The 24,661-nt window shown below is 63.2% G+C and carries 21 protein-coding genes; 10 read left to right on the plus strand and 11 right to left on the minus strand.

The features are described from left to right. Positions 1 to 41: 41 nt before the first annotated feature. From IVB27_RS20835 to IVB27_RS20865, 7 genes are all read right to left on the minus strand, one after another. Complete coding sequence (locus tag IVB27_RS20835) at positions 42 to 1,286, minus strand: acyl-CoA dehydrogenase (protein ID WP_247445132.1); 1,245 nt, start codon at positions 1,284 to 1,286, stop codon at positions 42 to 44. Positions 1,287 to 1,416: 130 nt separating this feature from the next. Then, positions 1,417 to 2,664, minus strand: coding sequence for an acyl-CoA dehydrogenase (locus IVB27_RS20840; RefSeq protein ID WP_247445133.1), 1,248 nt, complete (start codon positions 2,662 to 2,664; stop codon positions 1,417 to 1,419). A gap of 132 nt (positions 2,665 to 2,796) precedes the next feature. Further along, positions 2,797 to 3,924: an acyl-CoA dehydrogenase family protein gene (locus tag IVB27_RS20845; RefSeq protein ID WP_247445134.1), complete on the minus strand. Its 1,128-nt coding sequence runs from the start codon at positions 3,922 to 3,924 to the stop codon at positions 2,797 to 2,799. Positions 3,925 to 3,951: 27 nt separating this feature from the next. Next, positions 3,952 to 5,823 carry an AMP-binding protein gene (locus IVB27_RS20850; protein ID WP_247445135.1) on the minus strand — a complete coding sequence of 624 codons (1,872 nt, stop codon included), beginning with the start codon at positions 5,821 to 5,823 and terminating at the stop codon, positions 3,952 to 3,954. Between the two features lie 43 nt (positions 5,824 to 5,866). Further along, positions 5,867 to 6,673 (minus strand): enoyl-CoA hydratase/isomerase family protein, encoded by an 807-nt coding sequence (locus tag IVB27_RS20855; protein WP_247351047.1) that lies wholly within the window; start codon positions 6,671 to 6,673, stop codon positions 5,867 to 5,869. Positions 6,674 to 6,879: 206 nt separating this feature from the next. Then, on the minus strand, positions 6,880 to 7,638 hold the full coding sequence (locus IVB27_RS20860) for an SDR family NAD(P)-dependent oxidoreductase (RefSeq protein WP_247351049.1): 759 nt from the start codon (positions 7,636 to 7,638) through the stop codon (positions 6,880 to 6,882). 55 nt (positions 7,639 to 7,693) lie between these two features. Then, entirely contained in the window at positions 7,694 to 8,353 is a 660-nt protein-coding gene (locus IVB27_RS20865; protein ID WP_345946904.1) for a TetR family transcriptional regulator, read from the minus strand. A gap of 153 nt (positions 8,354 to 8,506) precedes the next feature. Here IVB27_RS20865 and IVB27_RS20870 point away from each other — a divergent pair, with 153 nt between their 5' ends. Next, positions 8,507 to 9,679 carry an acetyl-CoA C-acetyltransferase gene (locus tag IVB27_RS20870; protein ID WP_247351051.1) on the plus strand — a complete coding sequence of 391 codons (1,173 nt, stop codon included), beginning with the start codon at positions 8,507 to 8,509 and terminating at the stop codon, positions 9,677 to 9,679. A gap of 187 nt (positions 9,680 to 9,866) precedes the next feature. Further along, on the plus strand, positions 9,867 to 11,396 hold the full coding sequence (locus tag IVB27_RS20875; RefSeq protein ID WP_247445137.1) for an acyl-CoA synthetase: 1,530 nt from the start codon (positions 9,867 to 9,869) through the stop codon (positions 11,394 to 11,396). Positions 11,397 to 11,419: 23 nt separating this feature from the next. On the opposite strand, the gene IVB27_RS20880 is transcribed toward IVB27_RS20875, so the two are convergent. Then, complete coding sequence (locus tag IVB27_RS20880; RefSeq protein WP_247351055.1) at positions 11,420 to 11,962, minus strand: methylated-DNA--[protein]-cysteine S-methyltransferase; 543 nt, start codon at positions 11,960 to 11,962, stop codon at positions 11,420 to 11,422. A 136-nt stretch (positions 11,963 to 12,098) separates the two neighbouring features. On the opposite strand from IVB27_RS20880, the gene IVB27_RS20885 reads away from it, so the two are divergent. The 7 genes from IVB27_RS20885 (at position 12,099) to IVB27_RS20915 (ending at position 19,846) form a co-directional block, all read left to right on the plus strand. Continuing rightward, complete coding sequence (locus IVB27_RS20885) at positions 12,099 to 12,917, plus strand: alpha/beta fold hydrolase (protein ID WP_247445138.1); 819 nt, start codon at positions 12,099 to 12,101, stop codon at positions 12,915 to 12,917. Between the two features lie 2 nt (positions 12,918 to 12,919). Next, positions 12,920 to 13,732, plus strand: a complete 813-nt coding sequence (locus IVB27_RS20890) for an alpha/beta fold hydrolase (RefSeq protein WP_247445139.1) — start codon at positions 12,920 to 12,922, stop codon at positions 13,730 to 13,732. A 189-nt stretch (positions 13,733 to 13,921) separates the two neighbouring features. Then, positions 13,922 to 14,596 carry a GntR family transcriptional regulator gene (locus IVB27_RS20895; protein ID WP_247445140.1) on the plus strand — a complete coding sequence of 225 codons (675 nt, stop codon included), beginning with the start codon at positions 13,922 to 13,924 and terminating at the stop codon, positions 14,594 to 14,596. A 48-nt stretch (positions 14,597 to 14,644) separates the two neighbouring features. Continuing rightward, on the plus strand, positions 14,645 to 15,445 hold the full coding sequence (locus IVB27_RS20900; protein WP_247445141.1) for a phytanoyl-CoA dioxygenase family protein: 801 nt from the start codon (positions 14,645 to 14,647) through the stop codon (positions 15,443 to 15,445). A 172-nt stretch (positions 15,446 to 15,617) separates the two neighbouring features. Next, complete coding sequence (locus IVB27_RS20905; protein ID WP_247445142.1) at positions 15,618 to 16,946, plus strand: NAD(P)H-dependent oxidoreductase; 1,329 nt, start codon at positions 15,618 to 15,620, stop codon at positions 16,944 to 16,946. 628 nt (positions 16,947 to 17,574) lie between these two features. Beyond that, positions 17,575 to 18,417, plus strand: coding sequence for an enoyl-CoA hydratase-related protein (locus IVB27_RS20910; protein WP_247445143.1), 843 nt, complete (start codon positions 17,575 to 17,577; stop codon positions 18,415 to 18,417). Between the two features lie 364 nt (positions 18,418 to 18,781). Further along, positions 18,782 to 19,846: an SDR family oxidoreductase gene (locus IVB27_RS20915; protein ID WP_247445144.1), complete on the plus strand. Its 1,065-nt coding sequence runs from the start codon at positions 18,782 to 18,784 to the stop codon at positions 19,844 to 19,846. Positions 19,847 to 20,649: 803 nt separating this feature from the next. On the opposite strand, the gene IVB27_RS20920 is transcribed toward IVB27_RS20915, so the two are convergent. Continuing rightward, positions 20,650 to 20,856 (minus strand): hypothetical protein, encoded by a 207-nt coding sequence (locus IVB27_RS20920; RefSeq protein ID WP_247445145.1) that lies wholly within the window; start codon positions 20,854 to 20,856, stop codon positions 20,650 to 20,652. A 150-nt stretch (positions 20,857 to 21,006) separates the two neighbouring features. Between IVB27_RS20920 and IVB27_RS20925 the strand changes: the two genes are divergently transcribed. Further along, positions 21,007 to 22,116, plus strand: a complete 1,110-nt coding sequence (locus tag IVB27_RS20925; RefSeq protein WP_247445146.1) for an SMP-30/gluconolactonase/LRE family protein — start codon at positions 21,007 to 21,009, stop codon at positions 22,114 to 22,116. 710 nt (positions 22,117 to 22,826) lie between these two features. Here IVB27_RS20925 and IVB27_RS20930 read toward each other — a convergent pair. Both IVB27_RS20930 and IVB27_RS20935 read right to left on the minus strand, forming a co-directional pair. Further along, positions 22,827 to 23,321 carry a Rossmann-fold NAD(P)-binding domain-containing protein gene (locus tag IVB27_RS20930; protein WP_247445147.1) on the minus strand — a complete coding sequence of 165 codons (495 nt, stop codon included), beginning with the start codon at positions 23,319 to 23,321 and terminating at the stop codon, positions 22,827 to 22,829. A gap of 27 nt (positions 23,322 to 23,348) precedes the next feature. Then, positions 23,349 to 24,434, minus strand: a complete 1,086-nt coding sequence (locus IVB27_RS20935; RefSeq protein ID WP_247445148.1) for an NAD-dependent epimerase/dehydratase family protein — start codon at positions 24,432 to 24,434, stop codon at positions 23,349 to 23,351. Positions 24,435 to 24,661 lie beyond the last annotated feature (227 nt).

A 24,661-nucleotide genomic window follows, 5' to 3' on the forward strand; every position in this document is an offset into this window, starting at 1 on the left:
TGGGTCCCGGCTCGCGCGTCGCGCGTCCGGGACACGAGATATCAACGCCCCTTCGTCGGGATCTTGTTATACGGCACGTCCTTGTCGACGCGGATGTCGCCCGGCAGTCCCAGCACGCGCTCGGCGATGATGTTGCGCAAGATCTCGTCGGTGCCGCCGGCGATGCGCATCGAGGGCGAGGACAGCAGCATCTGCTGAAACTGGCCCTGCACCGTCTCCTCGTCCACGCCGGTGAGAACGCCGGCCGCGCCCTGGAGGTCCATGGCGTAGGTCGCAATGTCCTGGAGCATCATGCCGGACACCAGCTTGCCGATCGAATTCTCCGGCCCCGGCCTGTCGCCCTTGGACAGCGCCGAGATCGCGCGGTAGCTGGTGTATTTCAGCCCGCTCGACTTCACCGCCCAGCTCGCAAGTTTTGAACGTACGGCGGGATCGTCGATGGCGAGCCCGTCCTCCAGCATCAGGTTGGAGCAGAACTCGAACATCTCGGGAACGCCGGTCGCAAGCCGGGAGCCGATCGACATGCGCTCATTCATCAGCGTGGTCAGCGACACGCTCCAGCCCTCGCCGACGGCGCCGAGGCGCTGGCTGTCCGGAATGACGACGTCGGTGAAATAGACCTCGTTGAACTCCTGCATGCCGTTGGCCTGCTTGATCGGGCGCACCTCGACGCCGGGGCTCTTCATGTCCAGGAAGAACATGGTGAGGCCCTTGTGCTTGGGCACGTTGGGATCGGTGCGCGCGATCAAAAGGCCATAGTCGGAATAATGCGCGCCTGAGGTCCAGATCTTCTGGCCGTTGACGACCCAATTGTCGCCCTTCTTCTCCGCGCGCGTGCGCAAGCCCGCGACGTCAGAGCCGGCCGACGGCTCGGAGAACAGCTGACACCAGATCTCCTCGCCCGCGGCGAGCTTCGGCAAATGGCGGCGCTTGGCGTCCTCGCTGCCGAACGCCATCACGGTCGGGCCGCACATGCCTTCGCCGATCTGGAACGGCTGGGTCAACTTGCCGTAGACGCCTTCCTCCTGCTGCCAGATCACGCGCTCGATCGGCGTGGCGCCGCGGCCGCCATACTCTTTCGGCCAGTGCAGACAGGCCCAGTTGCCCTCCGCCTTCTTCTTCTGCCAGGCCTTGCCGACATCGACGATGTCGTGCTGTGCAAGCCGGATGCGGCCGAGCGAGGATTTTGACAGCTCCGCCAAAAACTCCTTCGGCGCGTTGGCGTCGACCCATTTGCGCGCGGTCTCGCGGAATGCGGCTTCCTGCGGGGTGTCATCGAAATTCATGGCGAACCTCAGTTCTTGCGGTGTTAGTCCCTCATGGTGAGGAGGCGCGTAGCGCCGTCTCGAACCACGAGGCCCCAGTGGGGCCTTCATCCTTCGAGACGCCGCGTTCCGCGGCTCCTCAGGATGAGGGTCAGCCTCTTCCCTTGGTCGGGATCTTGTTGAACGGCACGTCCTTGTCGACACGGATATCGCCGGGCAGGCCCAGCACCCGCTCGGCGATGATGTTGCGCATGATCTCGTCGGTGCCGCCTTCGACACGGGTGCCGGGCGCGCGCAGCAGCATCGCCTGGAAGCGGCCAGCGACTTCGGCATCTTCGGGGCCACTGACCACGCCGGCAGCGCCCTGCAAATCCAGCGCGTAGGTCGCGACATCCTGGATCATGGAGCCCGCCACCAGCTTGCCGATGGAGTTTTCCGGCCCCGGCCGCTCCCCCTTCGATAGCGCCGAGATCGCGCGCATGCTGGTGTAGCGCAGGCCGCTCGCCTTGACCGCCCAGTTCGCCAGCTTCGCGCGCACCGCGCGGTCCTCGATCGCGGGACCGTCGTCGAGCATCAGGCTGGAGCAATAGTCGAACAGTTCCGGAAAGCCGGTCGAGACGCCGGCGCCGATCGACATCCGCTCGTTCATCAGCGTCGTCAGCGAGACGTTCCAGCCGTCATTGACCTCGCCAAGGCGCTGATGATCGGGGATGCGGACCTTGGTGAAATAGACCTCGTTGAAGTCGGAGGCACCGCTGGCCTGCTTGATCGGCCGCACCTCGACACCGGGGCTCTTCATGTCCAGGAAGAACATGGTGAGGCCCTTGTGCTTGGCCACGTTGGGGTCGGTGCGGGTGAGCAAAATGCCGTAGTCGGAATAATGCGCCCCCGAGGTCCAGATCTTCTGGCCGTTGATGAGCCAGTCCTCGCCGTCCTTCTCCGCGCGCGTGCGAAGCCCTGCGACATCGGAGCCGCCGGCCGGCTCGGAGAACAGCTGGCACCAGACTTTTTCGCCGGAGGCGAGCGGCGGCAGATAGCTGCGCTTATGCTCCTCGCGCGCGAATGCCATCATGGTCGGCCCGCACATGCCGTGACCGATGATGAACATGCCGGACAGCTTGCCGAACGGCCCCTCTTCCTGCTGCCAGATCACGCGCTCGATCGGCGACGAACCGCGGCCGCCATAGTCCTTCGGCCAATGCAGGCAGGCCCAGCCGGCGTCGGCCTTTTTCTTCTGCCAGGCCTTTGCGACTTCCAGGATGTTGGCGTTCTTGAGCTGGGTGCGGCCGAGCGAGGATTTGCGCAGCTCGTCCTCGTACTGTTGCGGCGCGTTCGCCGCGATCCAGGCGCGGGCGGTGGCGCGGAATGCGGCCTCCTGCGGGGTGTCTTCGAAGTTCATGATTTCATCTCTCGGTTCGTTCCCCGGACGCTGCGCATCACGAAGTGGTGCGCTGCAGATCCGGGGTCCATTGCGGCCCCTGGGTCCCGGCTCTGCGGCGCTTCGCGCCGCGTCCGGGACACGAGCGGTGGGCTACGCCGCGTTCTTCTTGCGCATGCGGTCGATCAACTGGTCTTCCCAATAGGACAGGCTGCCGAGCCCGAGCGCCATGGCGTTGGCGCGGCGGTAGTACATGTGGCAGTCGAACTCCCAGGTGAAACCCATGCCACCGTGGACCTGGATGTTGTTCTTGGCGCAGTGCTGGAACGCCTGCGTCGCGCTGATGCGCGCGGCGGCGGCGGCTTCCGGCAATTCACCTGCGTTGGTCGAGAGCGCCCAGGCGCCGTAATAGCTGTTGGAGCGTGCCAGCGTCGCCGAGACATACATATCGGCGAGCATGTGCTTGACGGCCTGGAACGAACCGATCTGGCGACCGAAGGCAATGCGGTCGAGCGCGTAGTCGCGGCCCATCTCCAGTGCGCGGTCGGAGCCGCCGACCTGCTCGAAAGCGCACAGCACCGCGGCCCGGTCCAGCACCTGGGTCAGGATGCTCCACCCTTCGCCGGCGGCTCCGAGCGGCTCGGCCTTGCAATCCCTGAAAGTGATCTCGGCCTGCCCGCGGGTCGGATCGAGATTGGTGAGATTCTTCACCTCGACGCCGCCGCCCTTGAGATCGACAATAAACAAGGCAATGTCACCATCGCGTCCGCTCGATCCCGTACGTGCCGCGACCACTGCGAAGTCGGCAATCGCGCCATCCGCAACCGGCTTCTTGACACCGTTGAGCACGCCGTTCGCAGCCGTCAGCTTGATGTTCTTCGGCGACGGATTGCCCTTGCCCTCGAACAGCGCCAGCGTGCCGATCGCCTCGCCGGAGGCAATCGCCGGCAACCATTTTTTCTTCTGCGAATCGCTGCCCGCGATCAGCAGCGCTTCGGCGGCGAGATAGACGGTGGAGGAAAACGGCACCGGCGCATTGGCCCGGCCCATCTCCTCGGCGATCACGCAAAGTTCGAGATGACCGGCGCCCGCACCACCAAAGTCCTCGGGAATCGCGACACCGAGAAAGCCCATCTCGGCGAGGCCCTTCCACAGCTCCTTGTCATACGGCGCCTTGCCGTCGAGAATTGCGCGCACCGCCTTGGGCGAGCATTTCTCGGTGAGGAATTTGCGCGCCTGATCCCGGAGCTGCTTCTGGTCGTCGGAGAAATCGAAGTTCATGGCGCGTACCCGTGTTGATGATGTCGATTACTTGAGAATGATGACGGCCTGGTCGGGCTTGTCGGCATAAAGCCGCTCCACCAGCCCGACGCGGCGCTCCAGGCCGGCGCGCTGGTTGATGTAGCCCTTGTCGGTGAGTTCGTTGCCGTCGATCGATGGCGGTTCGGCCATCAGCATCGCGCGGGCGATGATGCGGCTGCTGGCGCCTTCACACTCGCGGTTGTGCGCTTCCAGCCCGCGCCTGAAGCAGGCAATCACCTCGGGGTGCTTCACCGCGACTTCGAAACTCAGGTCGGGGTTGCCGACGAGCTCGCGGCAGGCATGCAGGTTGGGCCAAGCCAATAGCCCGATGAATGCGCGATCCTGCCCAGCGACCAGCGCATCATGCACGACGGGCGTCGCGGCCGCGATCGCATCCGTGCGGAGCGATCCGACGTGCACGAAGGTGCCGGTGGTGAGCTTGAAGTCCTCGACGACGCGCCCGGCGAAGATGATGCCCTGCACGGGATCGGAATCGTCTACAAAGATGCCGGCATCACCGATACAGTAAAAACCTTCCTCGTCGAACATCTTCTTCGTCAGGTCTGGCTGGCCGAAATAGCCGGGCGTGACGTTGACGCCGCGCAGACGCAGCTCGTATTTCGAGCCGCACGGCACCATCTTCAGTTCGACGCCGGGGAACGGCAGGCCGATCAGGCCGACACGCTCGGTGTCCCAATAGGTGCCGGTCGAGGTCGGCGCGGTCTCGGTCGAGCCCCAACCAGTGTAGAACACGATGCGTTCGCCGGTGGTCTTCACCGCGAGCGCCTGCATCCGGTCATAGAGATCATCCGGCAGCCGCGCGCCGCCATAGGCCATGATCGAGAGGTTCTTGAAGAACGAGCGGCAGAGCGTGTCGTCATTCTCCATCGCTGCGGCCAACGCAGCATAGCCGGCCGGCACGTTGGCGTAATAGGTCGGGGAGATCTCGCGCAGATTCCGGAGCGTCTCCTCGAACTGGCCCGGCATTGGCCGGCCGTCGTCGATATAGAGCGTGCCGCCGTCGACCAGGATCGGGTGGAACGCCGCATTGCCGCCCATGGTGTGGTTCCAGGGCATCCAGTCCAGCATGGTGGAGATCGGACCGCTGGGATCGCGCGGCCGCACCTGCATCATCATCGCCGCATTGGCGCACATCATCGCTTGCGTGTTGATGACGGCCTTGGGCATGCCGGTCGAGCCTGACGTGAACAGCAGCTTGCCGACGGTCTCAGGCGTGATCTTCGCGATCGACGCTTCGACATCGGCGGTCACGGGCGTCGCCACGAGCTCGGCAAAGCTGACGCTCTTGATGCCGTCGCAAGGCCGCAGGACGTGAACAATGGTGACGCCGGTCAGATCGAGCGCTTTCAGCGCCTTCTCGAAAGTCGGGCCATCCTGCACCATCACCACGGCGGGCTTGATCAGATCGAACAGATATTTCAGCTTGACGTGATCATGGCTCATCAAGGAGTAGGCAGGCGACACCGGCGCGGCCGGGACGCGCGCCTGCATCGCGGCCTGCGTCATCAGCGCATGCTCGATCGAATTGCCGGAGAGGATCGTAACCGGGCGGCCATCGAGCGCGAGATTGAGCAAGCCCTGCGTCAGCGCATCCACCGTGCGCTTGGCTTCGCCATAGGACACCTTGCGCCATTCGCGGTTCGGACCGCCGCGCTGCGCGAGCCAGATGCGCTCGGGCGCTTGCTTGGCCCACTTCGCCAGCGAAGCCGGAATATGCGTCTCGTGAGCTTGCAGCGGAATGCGCGACTTCAGCACAACAGTGCCGTCGCCGCGCCGCTCGACGTCGATCTCGCGCTTGAGCCACTCGACCTTGCGAAACGCGGGCTTCGTCATCACCGCCGCCGCATTCCCACTCATTTTGCGTCTCCCGGAATTTCTCGTCCTTTACGGATCTTCATTGTCAGCGCTTGATATAGACAGGCTTTCGCTTCTCAAGGAAGGCCCTGATGCCTTCCGAAAATTCCTCGGAACGGCTGCACAGGACCTGGTTGCGGTCCTCCATCGCGATAACGGCTTCCAGCGATCCGGCATCGACGCTCATGTTGAGGCATTCTTTGGACAGGCGCAGGCCCACGGGCGACGCCGTGATCATCGCGTCGACATAAGGTTCGGCGGCGTCATCGAGCTTGTCCTCGTCGACGACCTCGGAGACCAGCCCGACCGCCAGCGCGCGGTCGGCGCCGATGAAGCGCCCAGTGAGGATCAACTCCGAGGCCACGGAGACACCGACGAGACGCGGCAGGAAATAGCTGGTGCCGATGTCGCAGCCGCCGAGGCCGAGCTTGATGAAGGCGCAGTTCATTCGGGCCGACTTCGTGGCGATGCGGATGTCGGAGGCAAGCGCCAGCGCAAAACCGCCGCCGGCCGCCGCGCCCTGCACCAGAGAAATGATCGGCTGCGGACAACGACGCATCAGCATGACGATGTCGGCGATGCGCCGCTGCGAATCCAGCGACTCGGTGACGCCGGGCGGCTCCTGCTGCCCGGCACGACGCGCCATCGCCGCCTTGAGATCGAGGCCTGCGCAAAAATTCCTGCCGGCACCCTTCAGCACCACGACGCGCGTATCGCGGTTGCGCTGGAGGCCCTGGAAGTAAACGTTGAGTGCGTCGATCAGCGCCGGATCAAGCGCGTTGAGGCTTTCAGGACGATTGAGCGTCACCGTGTCGATGCCGTCATGGTGATCGATCAGCAGCGGTTCGGACATGAGGCGCCTCGTGCTTGCCGCCGATCGCGGTGCCGATTGCTACGCCCTCTCCCCTTGTGGGAGAGGGCATGTACGCTGTGAGTCCAGAGTTCACTTGGGTGAGGGGTTTGTCTCCGTGGACGCAAACCCCTCGTCCGGCGCGCGCAGGAGCGCAATTGCGCTCCAAAGCGCGCCACCTTCTCCCACAAGGGGAGAAGGAAGAAGAGCTACCGCGGCGCCATGCGGATGGCGCCGTCGAGGCGGATGGTCTCGCCGTTGAGCATCGCGTTCTCGACCATGTGCACGGCGAGCGCGCCGTATTCGTTCGCATCGCCAAGACGCGAGGGATGGGGCACCTGGGCGCCCAGGCTCTTGCGGGCCTCTTCGTTCAGGCCCATCAGCAGCGGCGTCATGAACAGGCCGGGCGCGATGGTATTGACGCGAATTTTCTGGCTGGCGAGGTCGCGCGCCGCCGGCAGGGTCAAACCAACGACACCACCCTTCGAAGCAGCATAGGCGATCTGGCCGATCTGGCCTTCATAGGCCGCAACGGAAGCCGTGTTGATGATGACGCCACGCTCTTCACCGACCGGCTCGATCGTCACCAGGCGTTCGGCGAACAGACGCAGGCAGTTGAAAGTGCCTATGAGGTTGACGTTGATGATGCGCGCAAACTTTTCCAGCGGGTAGACGCCATCGCGGCCGACGATGCGCTGCGAGCCGCCGATGCCGGCGCAGTTCATCAGCACGCGCGCGACGCCGTGCGCGGCCTCCGCCTTGGCGATCGCCGCTTTGATCTGCTCTTCGCTGGTGACGTCGGCGTGCAGCGCGACGCCTTTCACCTCGGCGGCGACCTTCTCGGCGTTTTCCTTGCTCTGGTCGATCACACCAATCTTGGCGCCCTTGGCGGCCATGGCGCGGGCGGTCGCGGCACCGAGGCCCGAACCACCGCCGGTGATGAGAACGGCTACGTCTTTCAACTGCATCGCGATTACCTTTCCTTGGGCGTTTCTTCTCTAGGCTTGAAGAGTTCCGGCCGGATCATCCAGCCGCGGCAGCTTCCTCGACTTGCGTGAGGATGCCGCCGCAGATCAGCGTTTCCATGTGCTTGATATATTGCCGGCAGACTTCGTCGGTGACCGGGCCGACGCCGGTCGCGCGAGACATCGCGTGCCGGCCGAAGAACAAATGATCGCAGGCCCCGATCAGGCTGGTGTAGAACAGCACCGGATCGGTGGCGCGGAATTCGCCGTGACTGACGCCTTCGGCGAGCAGGCGGCGATGGAAATCCAGCAGCGGCGCGACGAAGAATTTCGAGACTTCGTCCGCGGAGCCCGCGACGCTCTCGTGCAGCAGATAGTGGATCAGCCGGTTCATGTAGGGAAACCGGTGATAGGCGCGGATGATACCGGCGATATGCAGCTTCAGCTTCGCGGTTGGCGTAATCGGCTGGGCCAGCAGATATTCGAGGTTGGAGAGTTCCGTCCCCGCGTCGCGCTCGAGCAGAGCCAGTAGCAGACCGTCCTTGTTGCCGAAATGATATTTGACCAGCGCAGCGTTGGCGCCCGACTTCTGCGCGATGTCGCTCAGCGAGATCTCGATCGAGGAGCGTTCGATCATCAGCCCGCTCGCGGCCACGAGCAATTTCTCTGCCGTGGAATTCTTTCCGCTGGGAAGCCTGTTCGGTACGCTGGTAGCCACGGAGATCCCTGAATGCGCTTTGAGAGGCGCGCAGATAACCTCAAGCAGCGCCTCCCCACAAGAGTTAATTGATCGATTGACTAAACGATCAGCCGCCCCTTAAATCCGCGCCGACAACCCGTTCGATACAGAACAATCCAGGGAGAAACCGACATGGCCGAGGCTTACATCGTCGCCGCTGCGCGTACCGCCGGCGGGCGCAAGGGGGGCCGCCTCGCCGGCTGGCATCCGGCCGATCTCGCCGCAAAAGTGCTGGACGAGTTGGTCGACCGCACCAAGGTCGATCCGGCCCTGGTCGAGGACGTGATCATGGGCTGCGTCATGCAAGTCGGTGAGCAGTCCAACAACGTCGCGCGCAACGCGATCATGGCCTCGAAGCTGCCGGAGAGCGTGCCGGGCACCTCGATCGACCGCCAGTGCGGCTCCTCGCAGCAGGCGCTGCACTTTGCAGCCCAAGCCGTGATGTCCGGCACGATGGACGTCGTGATCGCCGCCGGCGTGGAATCGATGACGCGCGTGCCGATGGGCCTGTCCTCGCAGCTTCCCGCCAAGAACGGCTTTGGCAATTACAAGAGCGCGGGCATCGAGACCAAGTATCCCAACATCGTGTTCAGCCAGTTCACCGGCGCCGAGATGATGGCCGAGAAGTACGGCCTCTCCAAGAACGAGCTCGACGAGTACTCTTACAACAGCCATCAGCGTGCGATCGCAGCGACGCAAGCCGGCCACTTCAAGACCGAGATCGTGCCGCTCGAGATCACCCGCGCCGACGGCTCCAAGGACACCCACCATATCGACGAAGGGATCCGCTTCGACGCCACCCTCGACGGCATCAAGGGCGTCAAGCTGATCGCCGAGAACGGCAAGCTTTCCGCGGCCAGCGCCAGCCAGATCTGCGACGGCGCCTCCGGCGTCATGGTGGTGAACGAGCGCGGCCTCAAGCAGCTCGGCGTGAAGCCGCTGGCCCGCATCCATCACATGACCATGATGGGCGGCGATCCCGTGATCATGCTCGATGCGCCGCTGCACGCCACCAAGCGCGCGCTGGAGAAGGCGGGCATGACGATCGGCGACATCGACCTGTTCGAGGTCAATGAGGCCTTCGCCTCGGTACCGACCGCGTGGCTCAAGACCACCGGCGCCGATCCGGAGCGCCTCAACGTCAATGGCGGCGCCATCGCGCTCGGCCACCCCCTCGGCGGCTCCGGCACCAAGCTGATGACGACGCTGGTGCACGCGCTGCAACAGCGTGGCAAGCGCTATGGCCTGCAGACCATGTGCGAAGGCGGCGGCATGGCCAATGTGACGATCGTCGAGCGGCTGTAAGCTGCTGCCGCATTAAAGGTGTCGTCCCGGCGAAGGCCGGGACCCATATCCAGAAGAGCCTGTAGTTAGGGCGAGTTAGGGCGACATCTAACTTCAATTACTAAAATTCGTGGTTATGGGTCCCGGCCCCCGTGCGCAATTGCGCACTAGGCCGGGACGACATCTCGTACGCCTTGGGACCGCGCTAATGAACGCACAGACCACTCCCGACAAGATCGCCTACCAGATGGCCGCCACCGGCAAGGCGATCACCTATCGCGAGCTCGACGGGCTCTCGAACCAGGGCGCGCACCTGTTCCGCTCGCTCGGGCTGAAAGCCGGCGACCATATCGCGCTGCTGATGGAGAACCGGCTCGCCTTCATGGAGATCTGCTGGGCCGCGCAGCGCAGCGGGCTCTATTACACCGCGATCAGCCGCTATTTGAAGCAGGACGAGATCGACTACATCATCGCCGATTGCGGCGCGAAGGTCGTGATCACGACGCCGAAATGCGCCGACCAGATCCAGGGCCTGATCAAGGGTGCAGCCGGCGAGCCGGTCTTCTACATGATGGACGAGCCGCAAGCCGGCTTCCGATCCTACGACAGGGAAGCGGCCGCGCAGCCGACAACGCCGATCGCCGACGAGGTCGCCGGCTACGACATGCTGTATTCGTCGGGCACCACCGGCCGGCCCAAGGGTATCAAGAAGGCGTTCGAGGGCAAGCCGATCGACGAGCCGAACGCGTTTCTGCGCGTCCTCTGCGCCAATATGTGCGGCATGAACGCCGAGAGCACTTATCTGTCACCGGCGCCGCTCTATCACGCAGCTCCCTTGCGCTTCAACATGATGGCGACCGTACTCGGCGGCACCTCCATCATCATGGAGCATTTTGACGCCGAAGAATTCTTGAAGCTGATCGAAAAATACAAGGTCACGCAGTCACAGCTCGTGCCGACCATGTTCGTGCGCATGCTGAAGCTGCCGGACGAGGTCCGCAACCGTTACGACGTCTCCACGCTGAAGGGCGCGATCCACGCTGCGGCGCCTTGTCCCGTCGACGTCAAAGCAAAAATGATCGAATGGTGGGGACCGATCCTGATCGAGTATTACGCGGGCTCGGAAGGCAACGGCGTTACCGTCTGCAACTCGAAGGAATGGCTGGAGCACCGCGGCAGCGTCGGCCGCGCCGTGGTCGGCAAGATCAAGATTCTGAACGAGAACGACGAGGAGCAGCCGACAGGCGAGATCGGCACGGTCTATTTCGCCGACGCGCCTGTTTTCACCTATCACAACGATCCCGAAAAGACGAAGAAGGCCTACAACGCAAAGGGCTGGTCGACGCTCGGCGACGTCGGCTATCTCGACAGAGACGGCTTTCTCTTTCTCACCGACCGCAAGTCCTACATGATCATCTCCGGTGGGGTGAACATCTACCCGCAGGAAACCGAGGACGTGCTCATCACCCACCCTGAAGTCGCCGATGTCGCGGTGTTCGGCGTGCCGAACGAGGAGATGGGCGAAGAGGTCAAGGCGGTGGTGCAGCCGCACGATCCGAAGCGCGCCGGCAAGCAGCTCGAGGCCGATTTGATCGCCTACTGCAAGAGTCGCCTCTCCGCGATCAAATGCCCGCGCTCGATCGATTTCGAAGCCGAGCTGCCGCGCACGCCGACCGGCAAGCTGGTGAAGCGGCATTTACGCGACAAATATTGGCCGAAGGCGGCAGCGAAGATTTAGCGGCCCGGAATCGACGCGGAGTTTCAATCAAACAAGCTCGGCGTGTGGTTCACCAGCGCGCCTTCGATCTCCAGCATCTTCAACTTCGTCACCACGCCCCCATTGGCGGAGAAGCCGCCGGGCTTGTTGCCGGCCGCCAGCACGCGGTGGCAGGGCACCACGATCGGGCACGGGTTGCGTCCGAGTGCCTGGCCGACGTCGCGCGACAGCTCGACGCCGCCGAGCTGTTTGGCGATGTCGCCATAGGTGACGGTCTTGCCGGGCGGGATGGCGCGGGCGATCGCATAGACGCCGCGGTTGAACTCGGGCACGCCGTCGAGATCGAGCGGAATGTCGGTGAGGTCATCCGGCTCGCCCGCGAGCAGTTTTGTGATGCGGTCGATCGCCTGCTGCACGTCGGCCGTCGGCTCGGCTTCGCTGGCTTCAGCATGGCGCTGGCTGATGCGGGTGCGGATCTTCGCTTCGCCGCCCATCGGTAGTTGCGTGCCGTTGATGCCGCGCGGACCCCAGGCAATGGCGCACAGGCCGATCTTGCTATCGAACAGGGCAAAATGCTGGTCGGTCATGGTTTGGTCCCTGGCTTGCGTTCCCTCGCATGCCCCCAATGTGAACTGAGCCCAAATCTAGGCTTGGAAATAGTTGCGATCCACCCGGTTTCCGGGAATCTTGCACAGGAGTTCCGCAGCCCGCCGCGAGTCCCCGATGCAAAGCCTTCACGTCAACGGATACGACATGCCCTATCTCGACGTGGGCGAGGCCAGGGCGGGGCCGCCGCTGGTCTGCGTGCACGGCTCCCTTTCCGACTTCCGCACCTGGGGCTGCGTGCTCAGGCCGCTGACGCAGCGGCACCGGGTGATTCCTGTCAGCCTGCGGCATTTCTTCCCGGCGCGATGGGATGGCGTCGGTGACACCTATTCGATCGCGCAGCATGTCGACGACGTCATCGCCTTCATCGAGAAGCTCGATCTCGGCCCGGTCGATTTGATGGGCCATTCCCGCGGCGGGCACATCTGCTTCCGCGTGGCGCAGCGGCGGCCGGAGCTGCTCCGGCGGCTGGTCCTGGCCGAACCCGGCGGCGAGCTCGATGCGAGCCTCGATCCCGACTATGCCGGCGGGCCCTCGCCGCTGCTGGCGCGCTTCACGGCCTCGGCCGCGAAGATCGCGGCCGGCGACGTCGATGGCGGCCTCGCCGTCTTTGTCGACACGCTGGAGGGCGCCGGCACCTGGCCGCGACTGCCGGCGATGGTGAAGCAGAATTTGCGCGACAACGCCTTCACCCTGCTCGGCCAGGTCCGCGACAACCGCCCACCGTTCTCGAAGGCGGATGCGGAATCGATCAAAATGCCGACGCTGTTCATCCTTGGCGGGCGAACCAAGGGCCTGCTGCCAAAAGTGCTGCATGCGCTCGCCGCGCATGTGCCATATGCCAGGACGGCGGTGACCCCGAACGCGACGCACCCGATGTTCGAGCAGGCGCCGCAGAAATACTCCGAAATGGTGCTGGATTTTTTGGCGGGCTGATCATGCAGACATTTCGCGTTAACGGTTACGACATGGCCTATCTCGAAGTCGGAGAAGGCCCGCCGCTGGTCTGCGTGCACGGCACGCTCGGCGATTTCCGCACCTGGTATTCTGTGCTCGGCCCGCTGTCGAAAGCGCATCGCGTGATCTCGGTCAGCCTGCGGCATTTCTTTCCCGAGCATTGGGACGCCGTCGGCGACGATTACAAGATGGCCCAGCACGTCACCGACGTGATCGCCTTCATCGAGCAGATCGAACCCGCACCCGTCGACCTCATGGGCCATTCGCGCGGCGGCCACATCGCCTTTCGCGTGGCGCAGGCGCGGCCCGATCTGCTGCGAAAACTGGTGCTGGCCGAGCCGGGCGGCGATCTCGATGCCAGCCTGCCGTTGCCTGAAGGCACGCCCGCGCATCCGCCGCTGGCCACGCGCACCACGCGCTCGGTCGAGATGATCCGCGCCGGCGACATCGAGGGCGCGCTGCAGAACTTCTACGAAGGCATCGAAGGCGACGGCTCGTGGCGGCGCGTGCCGGCGGCGGCAAAGCAGCAACTCCGCGACAACGCGCTCACCTTCCTCGGCCAGATCAACGAGCAGCGCCGGCCCTACACGCTTGCGGATGCGCAGGCGATCAGGACACCGACGCTGCTGATCGGCGGCGGCGCCACGACAGGGAGCCTGTCGGTGATGTGGCGCGTGCTGGCCGAGCACATCGCTGGGGCGAAGACGGCGGTGATTCCCAATGCCGGACACTGGATGTTCGAGCAGGCGCCGCTGGAGTTCGGCGAGGTGGTGAGCACGTTTTTGGCGGAGTAGCGCCCTCGCACTTCCATTTCCTCGAAAACAACCCCATGCACAGTAGCGGACCCTAGCAATATCAATGGCTTGGTGAAGCGCAAAACGAGCTCAGACGCCGCGTTGGTGGCGCTTGACGCCCTCAAACTGTCGCCATATCTTCGAATACGGAATTCCGTATTCCCTTTCGTCATTCTCGGAGCAGCCGGCGTGATCCCTCTCGACCCGCTTCCGAACCTGATCGACCAGGTCTATGCGCGGATCCTGGAGGCGATCTCCGACCGCACCCTGCAGCCCGGCCAGCGCATCCGGCAGAACGAGCTCGCCGACAAGCTCGGCGTGTCGCGCCAGCCGGTGTCGCATGCGCTGCACCTGTTGCACCGGCAGGGGCTGGTCGCCGAGAGCGGCCGGCGCGGCTTTGAAGTCACCCAGCTCGACCCGTCGCGCATCCGCCAGCTGTACGAGGTACGCGGCGCCATCGACGCCTTGGCGGCACGGCTCGCGGCGGAGCGCGCGGCAAGCGACGCGGCGGGACGCGCGCGGCTGGATGCAGCGCTCGGCGCTGGACGCGGTATCGATCTCAAGACGCCGCTCGCGGAGCTGATCGCGCTCGACGTCGATTTTCACCGCGCGATCTACCAGCTGGCAGGCAATCCTGTGATCGAGGAGACGATCGCGCCGCAGTGGCCGCACATGCGCCGCTCGATGGCGACCGTGCTGTCCGAACTCGATTATCGCGGCAGTGCCTGGACCGAGCATGCTGCGATCGCAGGGCACATTCTTGCGGGCGATGCGAAGGCGGCCGAACGCGCGGCGCTTGCACATGCGCAGACGGCGGGACGGATGACTGAGGAGAGATTGAGGGCGACGGACGAGGCGGCGTAGGCATTCACGCCGGAACGACAATCAAAAACAACGCAAGGAGGACGACTCATGAAACTGTCCCAGGAGCAATTGGAGTTCTTCGACCGCGAGGGCTGGCTGTTCCTGCCCGAACTGTTCAGCCCGGAGGAGGTCGATTTCCTCGCGCGCGAGGCGGTCGGCATCTATGACGCGAACCGGCCCGAAGTCTGGCGCGAGAAGAGCGGCGCGCCGCGCACCGCCTTTGCCGCGCATCTCTACAACGAGGCGTTCGGCATTCTCGGCGCGCATCCGCGCATGATCGACCCGGTCGAGCAATTGTTCGGCGAAAAGGTCTACATGCACCAATTCAAGATCAACGCGAAGTCGGCCTTCACCGGCGACGTCTGGCAATGGCACCAGGATTACGGCACCTGGAAGCGCGACGACGGCATGCCCGAGCCGCGCGCGATGAACATCGCGATCTTTCTGGACGAGGTGATGCCGATCAACGGCCCGCTGATGCTGGTGCCGCGCAGCCAGGACGCCGGTGATCTCCAAGCGTCGCATGACCTCGCCACCACGTCGTATCCGCTGTGGACGCTCGACGAGGACACGGTGACGCGGCTGGTCAAGCAGGGCGGCATCGTGGCGCCGACCGGCAAGCCGGGCGGCATGCTGATGTTCCACGGCAACCTGGTGCACGGCTCGGCCGGCAACATCACGCCCTACCCGCGCAAGATCGTCTACCTGACGCTGAACGCGGTTTCGAACTACATCCGAAACCCGACGCGGCCGGAGTACATCGCGCATCGCGACTTCGCGCCGATCAAGACGGTGGACGACGACGCGCTGGTGCGGCTCGCCCGTGCGCCGCGGCAGGCGGCGGAGTAGACGCTCTCGTGCCCCGGACGCAGCGCAGCACGTCAGTGATGCGCTGCTGAGCCGGGGCCCACGCCGCGCGCAATACTCACTGGGTCCCGACTCTGCGGAGCAGCGTTGGGACGATGCTACGCATCGCCTAGGCTGCACCGCGTCCGGAACACGATCATGATCGGACATTCCCATGAACCTCTTCCGCCTTCTCCAGGCCCGCGTTTCCACCGGCAAGCCCGTCCGTGTCGCGCTGATCGGCGCCGGCAAATTCGGCTCGATGTTTTTGGCGCAGGTGCCGCACACGCCGGGGCTCGTGGTCCCCATCATTGTCGACATCGACCGGGATCGTGCGCGCGAGGCCTGCCGCACGGTCGGGTGGGACGAGGCCCGCATTGCCGCGACCGTCTTCACCGATGACGGCGCGCGCGCGATTGCCGGCGGCGCGATGGACGTGGTGGTGGAGGCGACCGGCAATCCGGCCGTCGGCATCAGGCACGCCCGCGCCGCGATCGCGGCGGGCAAGCATATCGTGATGGTCAATGTCGAGGCCGACGTGCTGGCGGGTCCGCTGCTCGCCGAGGAAGCGCACAAGGCCGGCGTGGTCTATTCGCTCGCCTATGGCGACCAGCCGGCACTGACCGCGGAGATGGTGGATTGGGCCCGCGCCACCGGGTTTCACGTGGTTGCCGCGGGCAAGGGGACAAAGTATCTGCCGGCCTATCACGACGTGACGCCTGACAGCGTCTGGCAGCATTACGGGCTGACCGCGGGAGAGGCGCAATCGGCCGGGATGAATCCGCAGATGTTCAACTCCTTCCTCGACGGCACCAAGTCGGCGATCGAGATGGCCGCGATCGCCAATGCCTGCGGGCTGGACGTACCCGCGGCGGGCCTGCTGTTTCCGCCCTGCGGCGTCGACGACCTGCCGCATATCATGCGCCCTCGCGACAGAGGCGGCGTGCTGGAGCGGTCCGGCGTGGTGGAAGTGGTCTCCTCGCTCGAGCGCGACGGAAGGCCGGTGTTTCGCGATCTGCGCTGGGGGGTCTATGTCGTGCTGGAGGCGCCGAACGACTACGCCGCCGACTGCTTCAGGCAATACGGCCTGAAGACCGACGCCAGCGGCCGCTTTGCTGCGATGTACAAGCCCTATCATTTGATCGGCCTCGAGCTGAACATCTCGGTGCTCTCGGCTGCGCTGCGGGGCGAGCCAACCGGGCAGCCCTACGGCTTCCGCGGCGACGTCGCCTCGGTGGCAAAACGCAATCTGCGCGCCGGCGAGATGCTGGACGGCGAAGGCGGCTACACGGTATGGGGCAAGCTGGTGCCGGCGGCCGCGAGCCTGAAGGCCGGCGCCTTGCCGATCGGCCTGGCGCATCGGCTGAAGCTGAAGCACGACGTTGCCCATGGCGAGATCGTGCGCTGGAGCGACGTCGAATTTGACGCGGGCAACGAGACGATCAGGACGCGGAAGGCAATGGAAGCGGCGTTCGTAAGCGCAGATCAGGTCGCGCACTCATAAATCGAGATTCATTGGTGCGGCCTGAGCGATGTCCGCTGGCCGACGCTTTGCGGACTCAAGCTGAACATTGTCTCAGGTCAGCTATGGGCCAACACCGGAAGTCGCTCGCGACCATCTTTTTCCGTAGCCATGGTCATTTCCCGGGCTGAATATGCACATTGTACTCGGCATTGCCGGCGCGGGGATTGCCAGTGCAATCTTGAGCGCCTCGGTATCAACTTGGATGGATGGGTCCGCTACCTGATTTCCGGCTTCATTGGCGGGTCTCACTATTTGGATTGTTCGTGCCGTACGGCCAACTTGAGGCTTCAGAATACTTTTGGACCACCAGGGCCAGCGGCCTGCACACGAGCAGACTGTCAGTCTCAAAGATCGCGAATACGCTGGCCCATGGAGGGCCGTGCAATAGTCGAGCTATCATTAACGGAACTGCCGAAGGGGGCAGATTATTTCGAATGTCGGCCCGTTAGCGGCGACAGCATTTTAAATTCGCACGATTGCCCGCGTCATTCCTGATCCGATTTCCTGCATCGTGATCGACGCCCTCTTGCGGATCCTCCGTATTTGCCCATCTCCGTATCCGGAAGGCGATCGCGTTGCGGGCCCCCAAAAACCGGGAGACACGTCGATGACATCACAGGGCGACGAGACCGCGCAATCCACGCGCATGGCGAATATTCCGTACGATCAGCGAGCCAAGATCACCATCGAGCGCAAAGGCCAGACAGTGTTGATTGGCATCAACCGGCCCTACATCGACAACCGACTGGACCCGGACGCGACAGAGAGCCTGGCGCGAGCCTACTACAATTACGACCGCGATCCCTCCCTCCGTGCCGCTGTTCTGTTCGGCTATGGCGATCGCTTCTCCAGAGGTATCGATGTCGATGCCTACAAGGCCTTCGCTCAGTCCGGAAAAAAAATGATGGATGGACCCGGCTTTATCGACCCTCTCGGGCGCACCAAGCCAGCGCTCACGAAGCCCCTGGTTGTCGCGGTGCATGGCGACACCTGGAATATGGCGCACGAGCTTTTTCTTGTCGCCGACATCCGCGTGGCGTCGGAAGACACGGAGTTCGGTCAGGACGAGAACACGCACGGCCGTTTTCCCGGCGGCGGTTCAACGGTACGTTTCCCCAGAGAGGCCGGATGGGGCAATGCGATGCGCTTCATTCTAACAGGCGATCATTGGGGAGCGAAGGAAGCTCTCCGGATGGGAATGGTTCAGGAAGTGCCCCCCGACCGGGATGCGGCTCTCGCGAAGGCTGTCGAGATCGCCAGCAAGATCGCCGCATGCGGCCCTCTCGGCATCAAGACGTCGCTGGCCTCCTCGCATATGGCGCTCGACGACTCCGAAACGGCGCTGGGCAAGCTCGACGACCAATATCGTGCGTTGTACGCGACCTGGGATTTCCGGGAAGGCCGCGATGCCGAGGTAGAAAAGCGTCCGCCCGTTTACGAGGGACGTTAGCGGCAAGCTCTCGACGATGGCTTATTTGCTCAGGACGTCTGGATTCTTGGGCGCTGCAAAGGCACGGGTGCGGTGATCCCCGGATTGGGACCATCGCAGGCACGGTTCGCGCCGACCGAAGCAGAGGTTCAGCCGTTCATCATCCCGACGCAGAACAAAACCTCAGTGATTTCCGCAATGGGTCGCAACCCGACAAACTGGCGCTCGGCTGCAAACTTCCGGTCTACCCCTCTGAGCCGACATGTAGCGGCACCGCCCCGACGGTAGCGATGGGCCAAAACTGGACAGACTCCAACCAACAGGCATTCGGCTTGCTCGCGGCAGTCGGCGCCCTATCTCGAATGGATCGCGAAGGGTTCAAAAAATGGAACGTTCCGCACTTGTCGCAGGAGCAACCGGTATAGTGGGCAACAATCTTGCCCAACATCTCCTGGAGCGGGGGTGGTCAGTTTACGGACTGGCACGCAGGCCAGCAATCGATATCCCCGGTATGTTGCCAATCGCTGCTGATCTGTTGGATCCGGCGTCCCTGGGTTCGGCGCTGCGCGAACTGCGTCCCACGCATGTTTTCTTCAGCACGTGGCTTAGGCAGAAAACGGAGGCAGAGAATATCCTGGTCAACTCTGTGATGGTGCGCAACTTGCTGGATGCATTGTCGTCTGCCGGGTCGGTCAGGCACGTCACACTTGTAACTGGCCTCAAGCACTATCTCGGGCCGTTCGAAGCCTATGGTCAAAGCAGCTTGATCGCCACTCCGTTTCGAGAGGACCAACCTCGGCTCGATACCGAGAATTTCTATTATGCCCAGGAAGACGAGGTGTTCGCGGCGGCGAATCGTGACGGCTTCAACTGGAACATTCACCGGCCACATACGATCATAGGCTATGCCGTCGGGAATGCCATGAACATGGGCACGACGCTCGCTGCGTACGCCACGATCTGCCGCGAAATCGGACGCCCGTTTCTGTTTCCAGGCTCTGCAACTCAGTGGAACGCACTAACGGATATGACGGACGCTAGACTGTTGGCCAGACATCTGGAATGGGCGGCCACGACAGATGCTGCCCGCAATCAGGCTTTCAATGTTGTCAACGGGGACGTGTTCCGTTGGAAGTGGATGTGGGGGCGCTTGGCAGCTTGGTTCGGACTGCAGCCAGCAGCGTTTCCGAGCGAAAGCCTTCCGCTTGAGCGACAGATGAGCGACGCCCATCAGATTTGGTCCGACATCGCCCGGAAGCATCGTCTGGCAGAACCGGATCTCAACCGGCTCGCGTCTGCGTGGCACACCGATGGTGACCTCGGTCGGCCGATCGAGGTTGTCACCGACATGAGCAAGAGTCGTCGGCTGGGGTTCCTTGACTATCAGCCGACGGACGAAAGTTTCTTCGACCTGTTCACGACTCTGCGAGAGAAGCGGATCATACCGTGAGCGAGGCGGCTCGCTCGAGGCGTTCGAACCGAGCGCGACTTCGGCTTAGGGTCAAAAGCGTCGGTCTAGCGCTCCACTGCAAACTCCCGGTCTACCCCGCTGAACCGACATGGAACGGCACCGCCTTAACGTAGCGATGGCCAGAAGCGTCGTTCGAACGTGAAAGCAAGGAGCGGCGCGCGCACCACATACAACGGGGGTTGCTGCTTGGAGAAAATGCAATGCGTGTTGTCTTGGGATTATGCCTTGTGATCGCGTCGTGTGCTTCTGCGAACGCCGCCCCAAGGTCGCATCACAACTCGCGACAAGCGATGACGCGTCCTGGCCAGGCTGGCACCCCGAGCTATATCACTCCACGCGGCGTGCACATCTATCGCGACGATTCCGTTCCGGGAGGTCTCCGGACCGATCACGACGATCCTCCTGCCTACGATGATCCATCCAAGTTTGGCGGCGGCTGATTGACGGAATCAGCGCGCGTCTGCTTTGGGTCAGACTGCGAAGAACTCAGGATGAGCAAATGCCGTCCGGATTACCCCTGAATGCGGACACCGCTCGGTGCAATTGGCATGTCGCGAAAGTCACACCAGCAGACGATGCTTGCCAGCTAACTAGCAAGCTACGCGGGCTCATCTGTTGGGCTGCCTGCGTTCCCTATGAGCAACGACCTCGAAGAGCAGGACGAAGGGTCCGATTATCGCAAAGCCGACGGTCCCGGATATGAGGATCATCTGAACCACGGAGTATTACTTCGTTACTTCTCCAGTCTTGATCTTTCCCGAGGCTGGGAATTTTGGTGAGGCTCATAGCTCATCATCGTCGCCATTGTCATCCTGATCGTCTTCGTCCGAATCGACGACCATCGCTTCGATGTACTCACGACGGACAGCCCCCAGCTGTGCGGCCCGATGTCGGATCGGCCAGGAAAAACCACCATCCCCCGGTCTCCTTTCCATGGACGGCAATCGCGCTTCACTTGCGGTCTCAAAAGGCTGACCATCCACTTCCACGCGCGGGTCATTCCAAGTTGCGAGATATCTTTTTCTAAAGCGCCCATTCGCCTACCGTATTAACTGGGGCGGTACGCCCATGTTCGTGCCACGTTTTGAGCTGATGCTTGAAGCACGGCAGAAAAAACAAAAGCGTCGGAGGAAACCGTCATGACAACGAAGTTGGCAAGTGCCGTCTGTATTCTCTCGCTCGTACTCTGGGGCTCGGCCGCAACCGTTCATATTGCATCGGCGCAAGCCCAGTCCATCCCCGCGCCCCCGCTCGCCGGTCCGCCATCGCCGGAGCAAGTGCAGCCGTGGGGTCTGCCACCACCGCCGCCCGGCATCGGACCGGTTACTTTGTTTGCGGATATCCATGATCAACCCCAGGGCAAGTTTCTCGAGGGCGGGGCCTTCGACAAGGCAGGCAACTTCTGGTTTGTCGCGATTGGCAGCGGCTGGGTGTCCTACCTCACTCCAGACGCCAAGCTGGTCCCCGGGTTCAACTGCAACCCGAAAGGAGACCTCGGTCCCGCTTGCGAACCGCAGGGGACGCGCTGGCATGACGGCAAGCTTTACGTCACGACCCGCCACCTCGGCGTCCTGGTCTATGATCCGGAGACGAAGAAACTAAGCTCGCTCGTTTCCACGTTCCATAACGAACTCTTCAAGGGTCCAAATGATCTCGACTTCGACGCCGAGGGCAACCTGTATTTCACCGACCCATGGGGAACAGGACCAGGACCCGATGCGGCTGATCGGACCGGCGCGGTGTATCAATATTCCAAGGACGGGATTCTCCGGCGCATCATCACTACGGGCAGTTTTCCTAACGGCATAGCGGTTTCGCCGGATGACGGCACGCTGGCTGTTGCGGATTATGCGAGCAACCGGATGCTGTATTATTCGTTCCTGCGAGGGCCGAATCCCGCCTGCGCCGACTGCGCCAACGATCCCTCGCACACGACATTCTTCTTCGCCACGGCCGGAAGCTACAATCCCGGCAACGGTGGGCCTGACGGCATCCACTATGACGTGCATGGGAATCTCTGGGCGGCGTGCGGCATCGGCGGAGTCATCGAGTACGATCCGCGTGGCTTCATCATCGGTTACGTACCGTTGCCAAATGGTGATTCCTCGGCCACGAACTTTGCCTTTGGCGGCGAGAATAACCAATATATCTACATGGAAGGTGCCGTCAGCGGAACCGTCTACAAGTTCAAGGCGCCCTACCCCGGACTGATTGGGCCAGATGGCGTGCGGTTGGCGGCGCAACCATGACTTCGCCGCGAGGCTGCTGCGGTGCGCACCGCATCAGCCGCGCATCACCGCATAGCCGCTGATTACCGCGATTTAATCTTCGTCCTCATCGTTCATTCACAGACGAACCTCTACACGTCCTGTGGAGATAACACTCAACGGGAGGAACTAGATGAAACTTAGAATCGCACTTCTCGCACTGGCCGCGTTAGGTGGCGCAGCTCTTTCGACCGGGACCGCTTCAGCAATGCCACTGGCCCCCTTGGGACAGTTCCAGTCTTCGAACGTCGAGAACGTCGCAGTGGTCTGCGGTCCGCGCGGTTGCCTCCGCACAAGGCCCGTGTATCGGCGCGGGGCCTACGTCGTCCGTCGCCCCTATGTACGTCGCAGCTATGGATACCATCGGAGCTATCGTCGGTACTAATTTGAAAGAGGGCTTCGGCCCTCTTTTTTCTTCCTGCTAACGTTTGGCCAAAATCTGCTTATCCATCGAGATCCAGATACTCGACGCATTGCTCGCCAATAAAGGCCTGCTTCTTCGGCGGTAGCCAACATGACTTTCGCCGTGCGCTGGGCATCAACGGGTTGCCATGCGTGCAGACCCCTATCTGTCACTTCCGCAGTCCGCCGTGCCTCACTAAGCGGACCTCAACGAAGTGCGCCGCTACTTCGCTGAAGGGCCACAATCTGACCTGGGCAACCATCCCGGATATATCGGCTTTGGTTCTGCGTCAGGGAAGCAGCCGCTCTTCCTTCGCCTGCCTGAACCACTTCCGGAACATGTCTTCGGTGTCCATCATCTCGGTGAAGCCGGCGCGGTTGATCTTCACGGTCGAGACGATCGAGGGCGAACCCGATTCGGCGTGGCCGTAGCGCAATCTGTAATCGGCGTATTGGAACGAGAGGCCGACGAATTCGGCCAGCGGAGGCGATACAAGGTCGTGCTTGCGCCGCAACGCATCCCAGGGGCCGACCCAGCTTGGAAAGGCCTCGGCGAGCGACAGCGGGACCGGCTTGCCCGGGATCATCTCCAGTGCATCCGCCACAGCAGGCCAGATGTTCTCCCACGTGAAGACGTCGCCATTGGTCACGTTGAAGGCCTCGTTCCGCGCGGCCTTGGCCTCTCCCGACCAGGCGATGGCGCGGGCGAGGACATCGACGTCGACCGCTTGCGCGAAGTGCGCCGCTACTTCGCTGAAGGGCCACAATCTGACCTGGGCAACCATCCCGGATATATCGGCTTTGGTTCTGCGTCAGGGAAGCAGCCGCTCTTCCTTCGCCTGCCTGAACCACTTCCGGAACATGTCTTCGGTGTCCATCATCTCGGTGAAGCCGGCGCGGTTGATCTTCACGGTCGAGACGATCGAGGGCGAACCCGATTCGGCGTGGCCGTAGCGCAAGCTGTAATCGGCGTATTGGAACGAGAGGCCGACGAATTCGGCCAGCGGAGGCGATACAAGGTCGTGCTTGCGCCGCAACGCATCCCAGGGGCCGACCCAGCTTGGAAAGGCCTCGGCGAGCGACAGCGGGACCGGCTTGCCCGGGATCATCTCCAGTGCATCCGCCACAGCAGGCCAGATGTTCTCCCACGTGAAGACGTCGCCATTGGTCACGTTGAAGGCCTCGTTCCGCGCGGCCTTGGCCTCTCCCGACCAGGCGATGGCGCGGGCGAGGAGATCGACGTCGACCGCTTGCGCGACGCGCGCGGCGCCACCGGGAAAATCGAGCGGCCTGCCCTGCTCGCGCAGCATCGCGGCGTAGACGCCGAGCGGCGGGATCAGGTCCATCGCGCCGCCCATGGCAAGGCCCACGATCAGGACCGGCCGCAGGATGCTCCAATGCCAACTCTTGCCCATTTGAAGTTCGCGCAAAAAGTTTTCCTGCGCCCAGTAGAAGTTGGGCTGCTCGTACATTTCGGAGCGGCCTTCGCGGGCCGGCACGGTCAAGGGGCGAACGTGAACGCCGTAGGCCTTGGTGCCCTGCAACAGGGCGACATGCTTGAGGCCGGGTGAGACCGGCTCGAGCGCAGCCATCAGATTGCGCAGCATCAGGTCGTTGGTCTTGATCTGCTGCGGATCGCGCCAGCCATCGACGAGTTGCTGCGCCTCGTAGAGCGCGGCGTAGATCAGATGGGTCGCGCCCTTGAACTCGTCCGCGGCGCGGCGGCAATCGGCTGCGCTGGTGAGGTCGATCGGGACGTGGCGGGCGCCGTAGAGGTCGCGCGGCCTGCGCCGCGACAGTGCAACGACCTCGCAGGGGTCCGATGTGCCGAAGTGTCGCAACGCGGCGTTGCCGACGAGACCGGTCGCTCCGGCGACCACGACCTTCTTGCCCGTCATGCGAGGCTCCCTGGTTTTTGCGCGACTAAATAGCAGATCGCTAAGGGGCCCGACTTGCGTCAGGCCGGCGTTCGCACCTGCGAGGCGCCGATGAGGCTTGATTCTCGAGAAGCGCCCGGCCATCCTCGCTCGCGGAACCGCAACGATCGGAATTCCACCAACGAGTGCCTCAAGGGCCTTTCGGAAACGCCACCAGGTCTCAACAGACACCGTCGAGCGTCGACGAA

This window comes from Bradyrhizobium sp. 197 (assembly GCF_023073375.1).
In the GTDB taxonomy this organism is placed as follows: domain Bacteria; phylum Pseudomonadota; class Alphaproteobacteria; order Rhizobiales; family Xanthobacteraceae; genus Bradyrhizobium.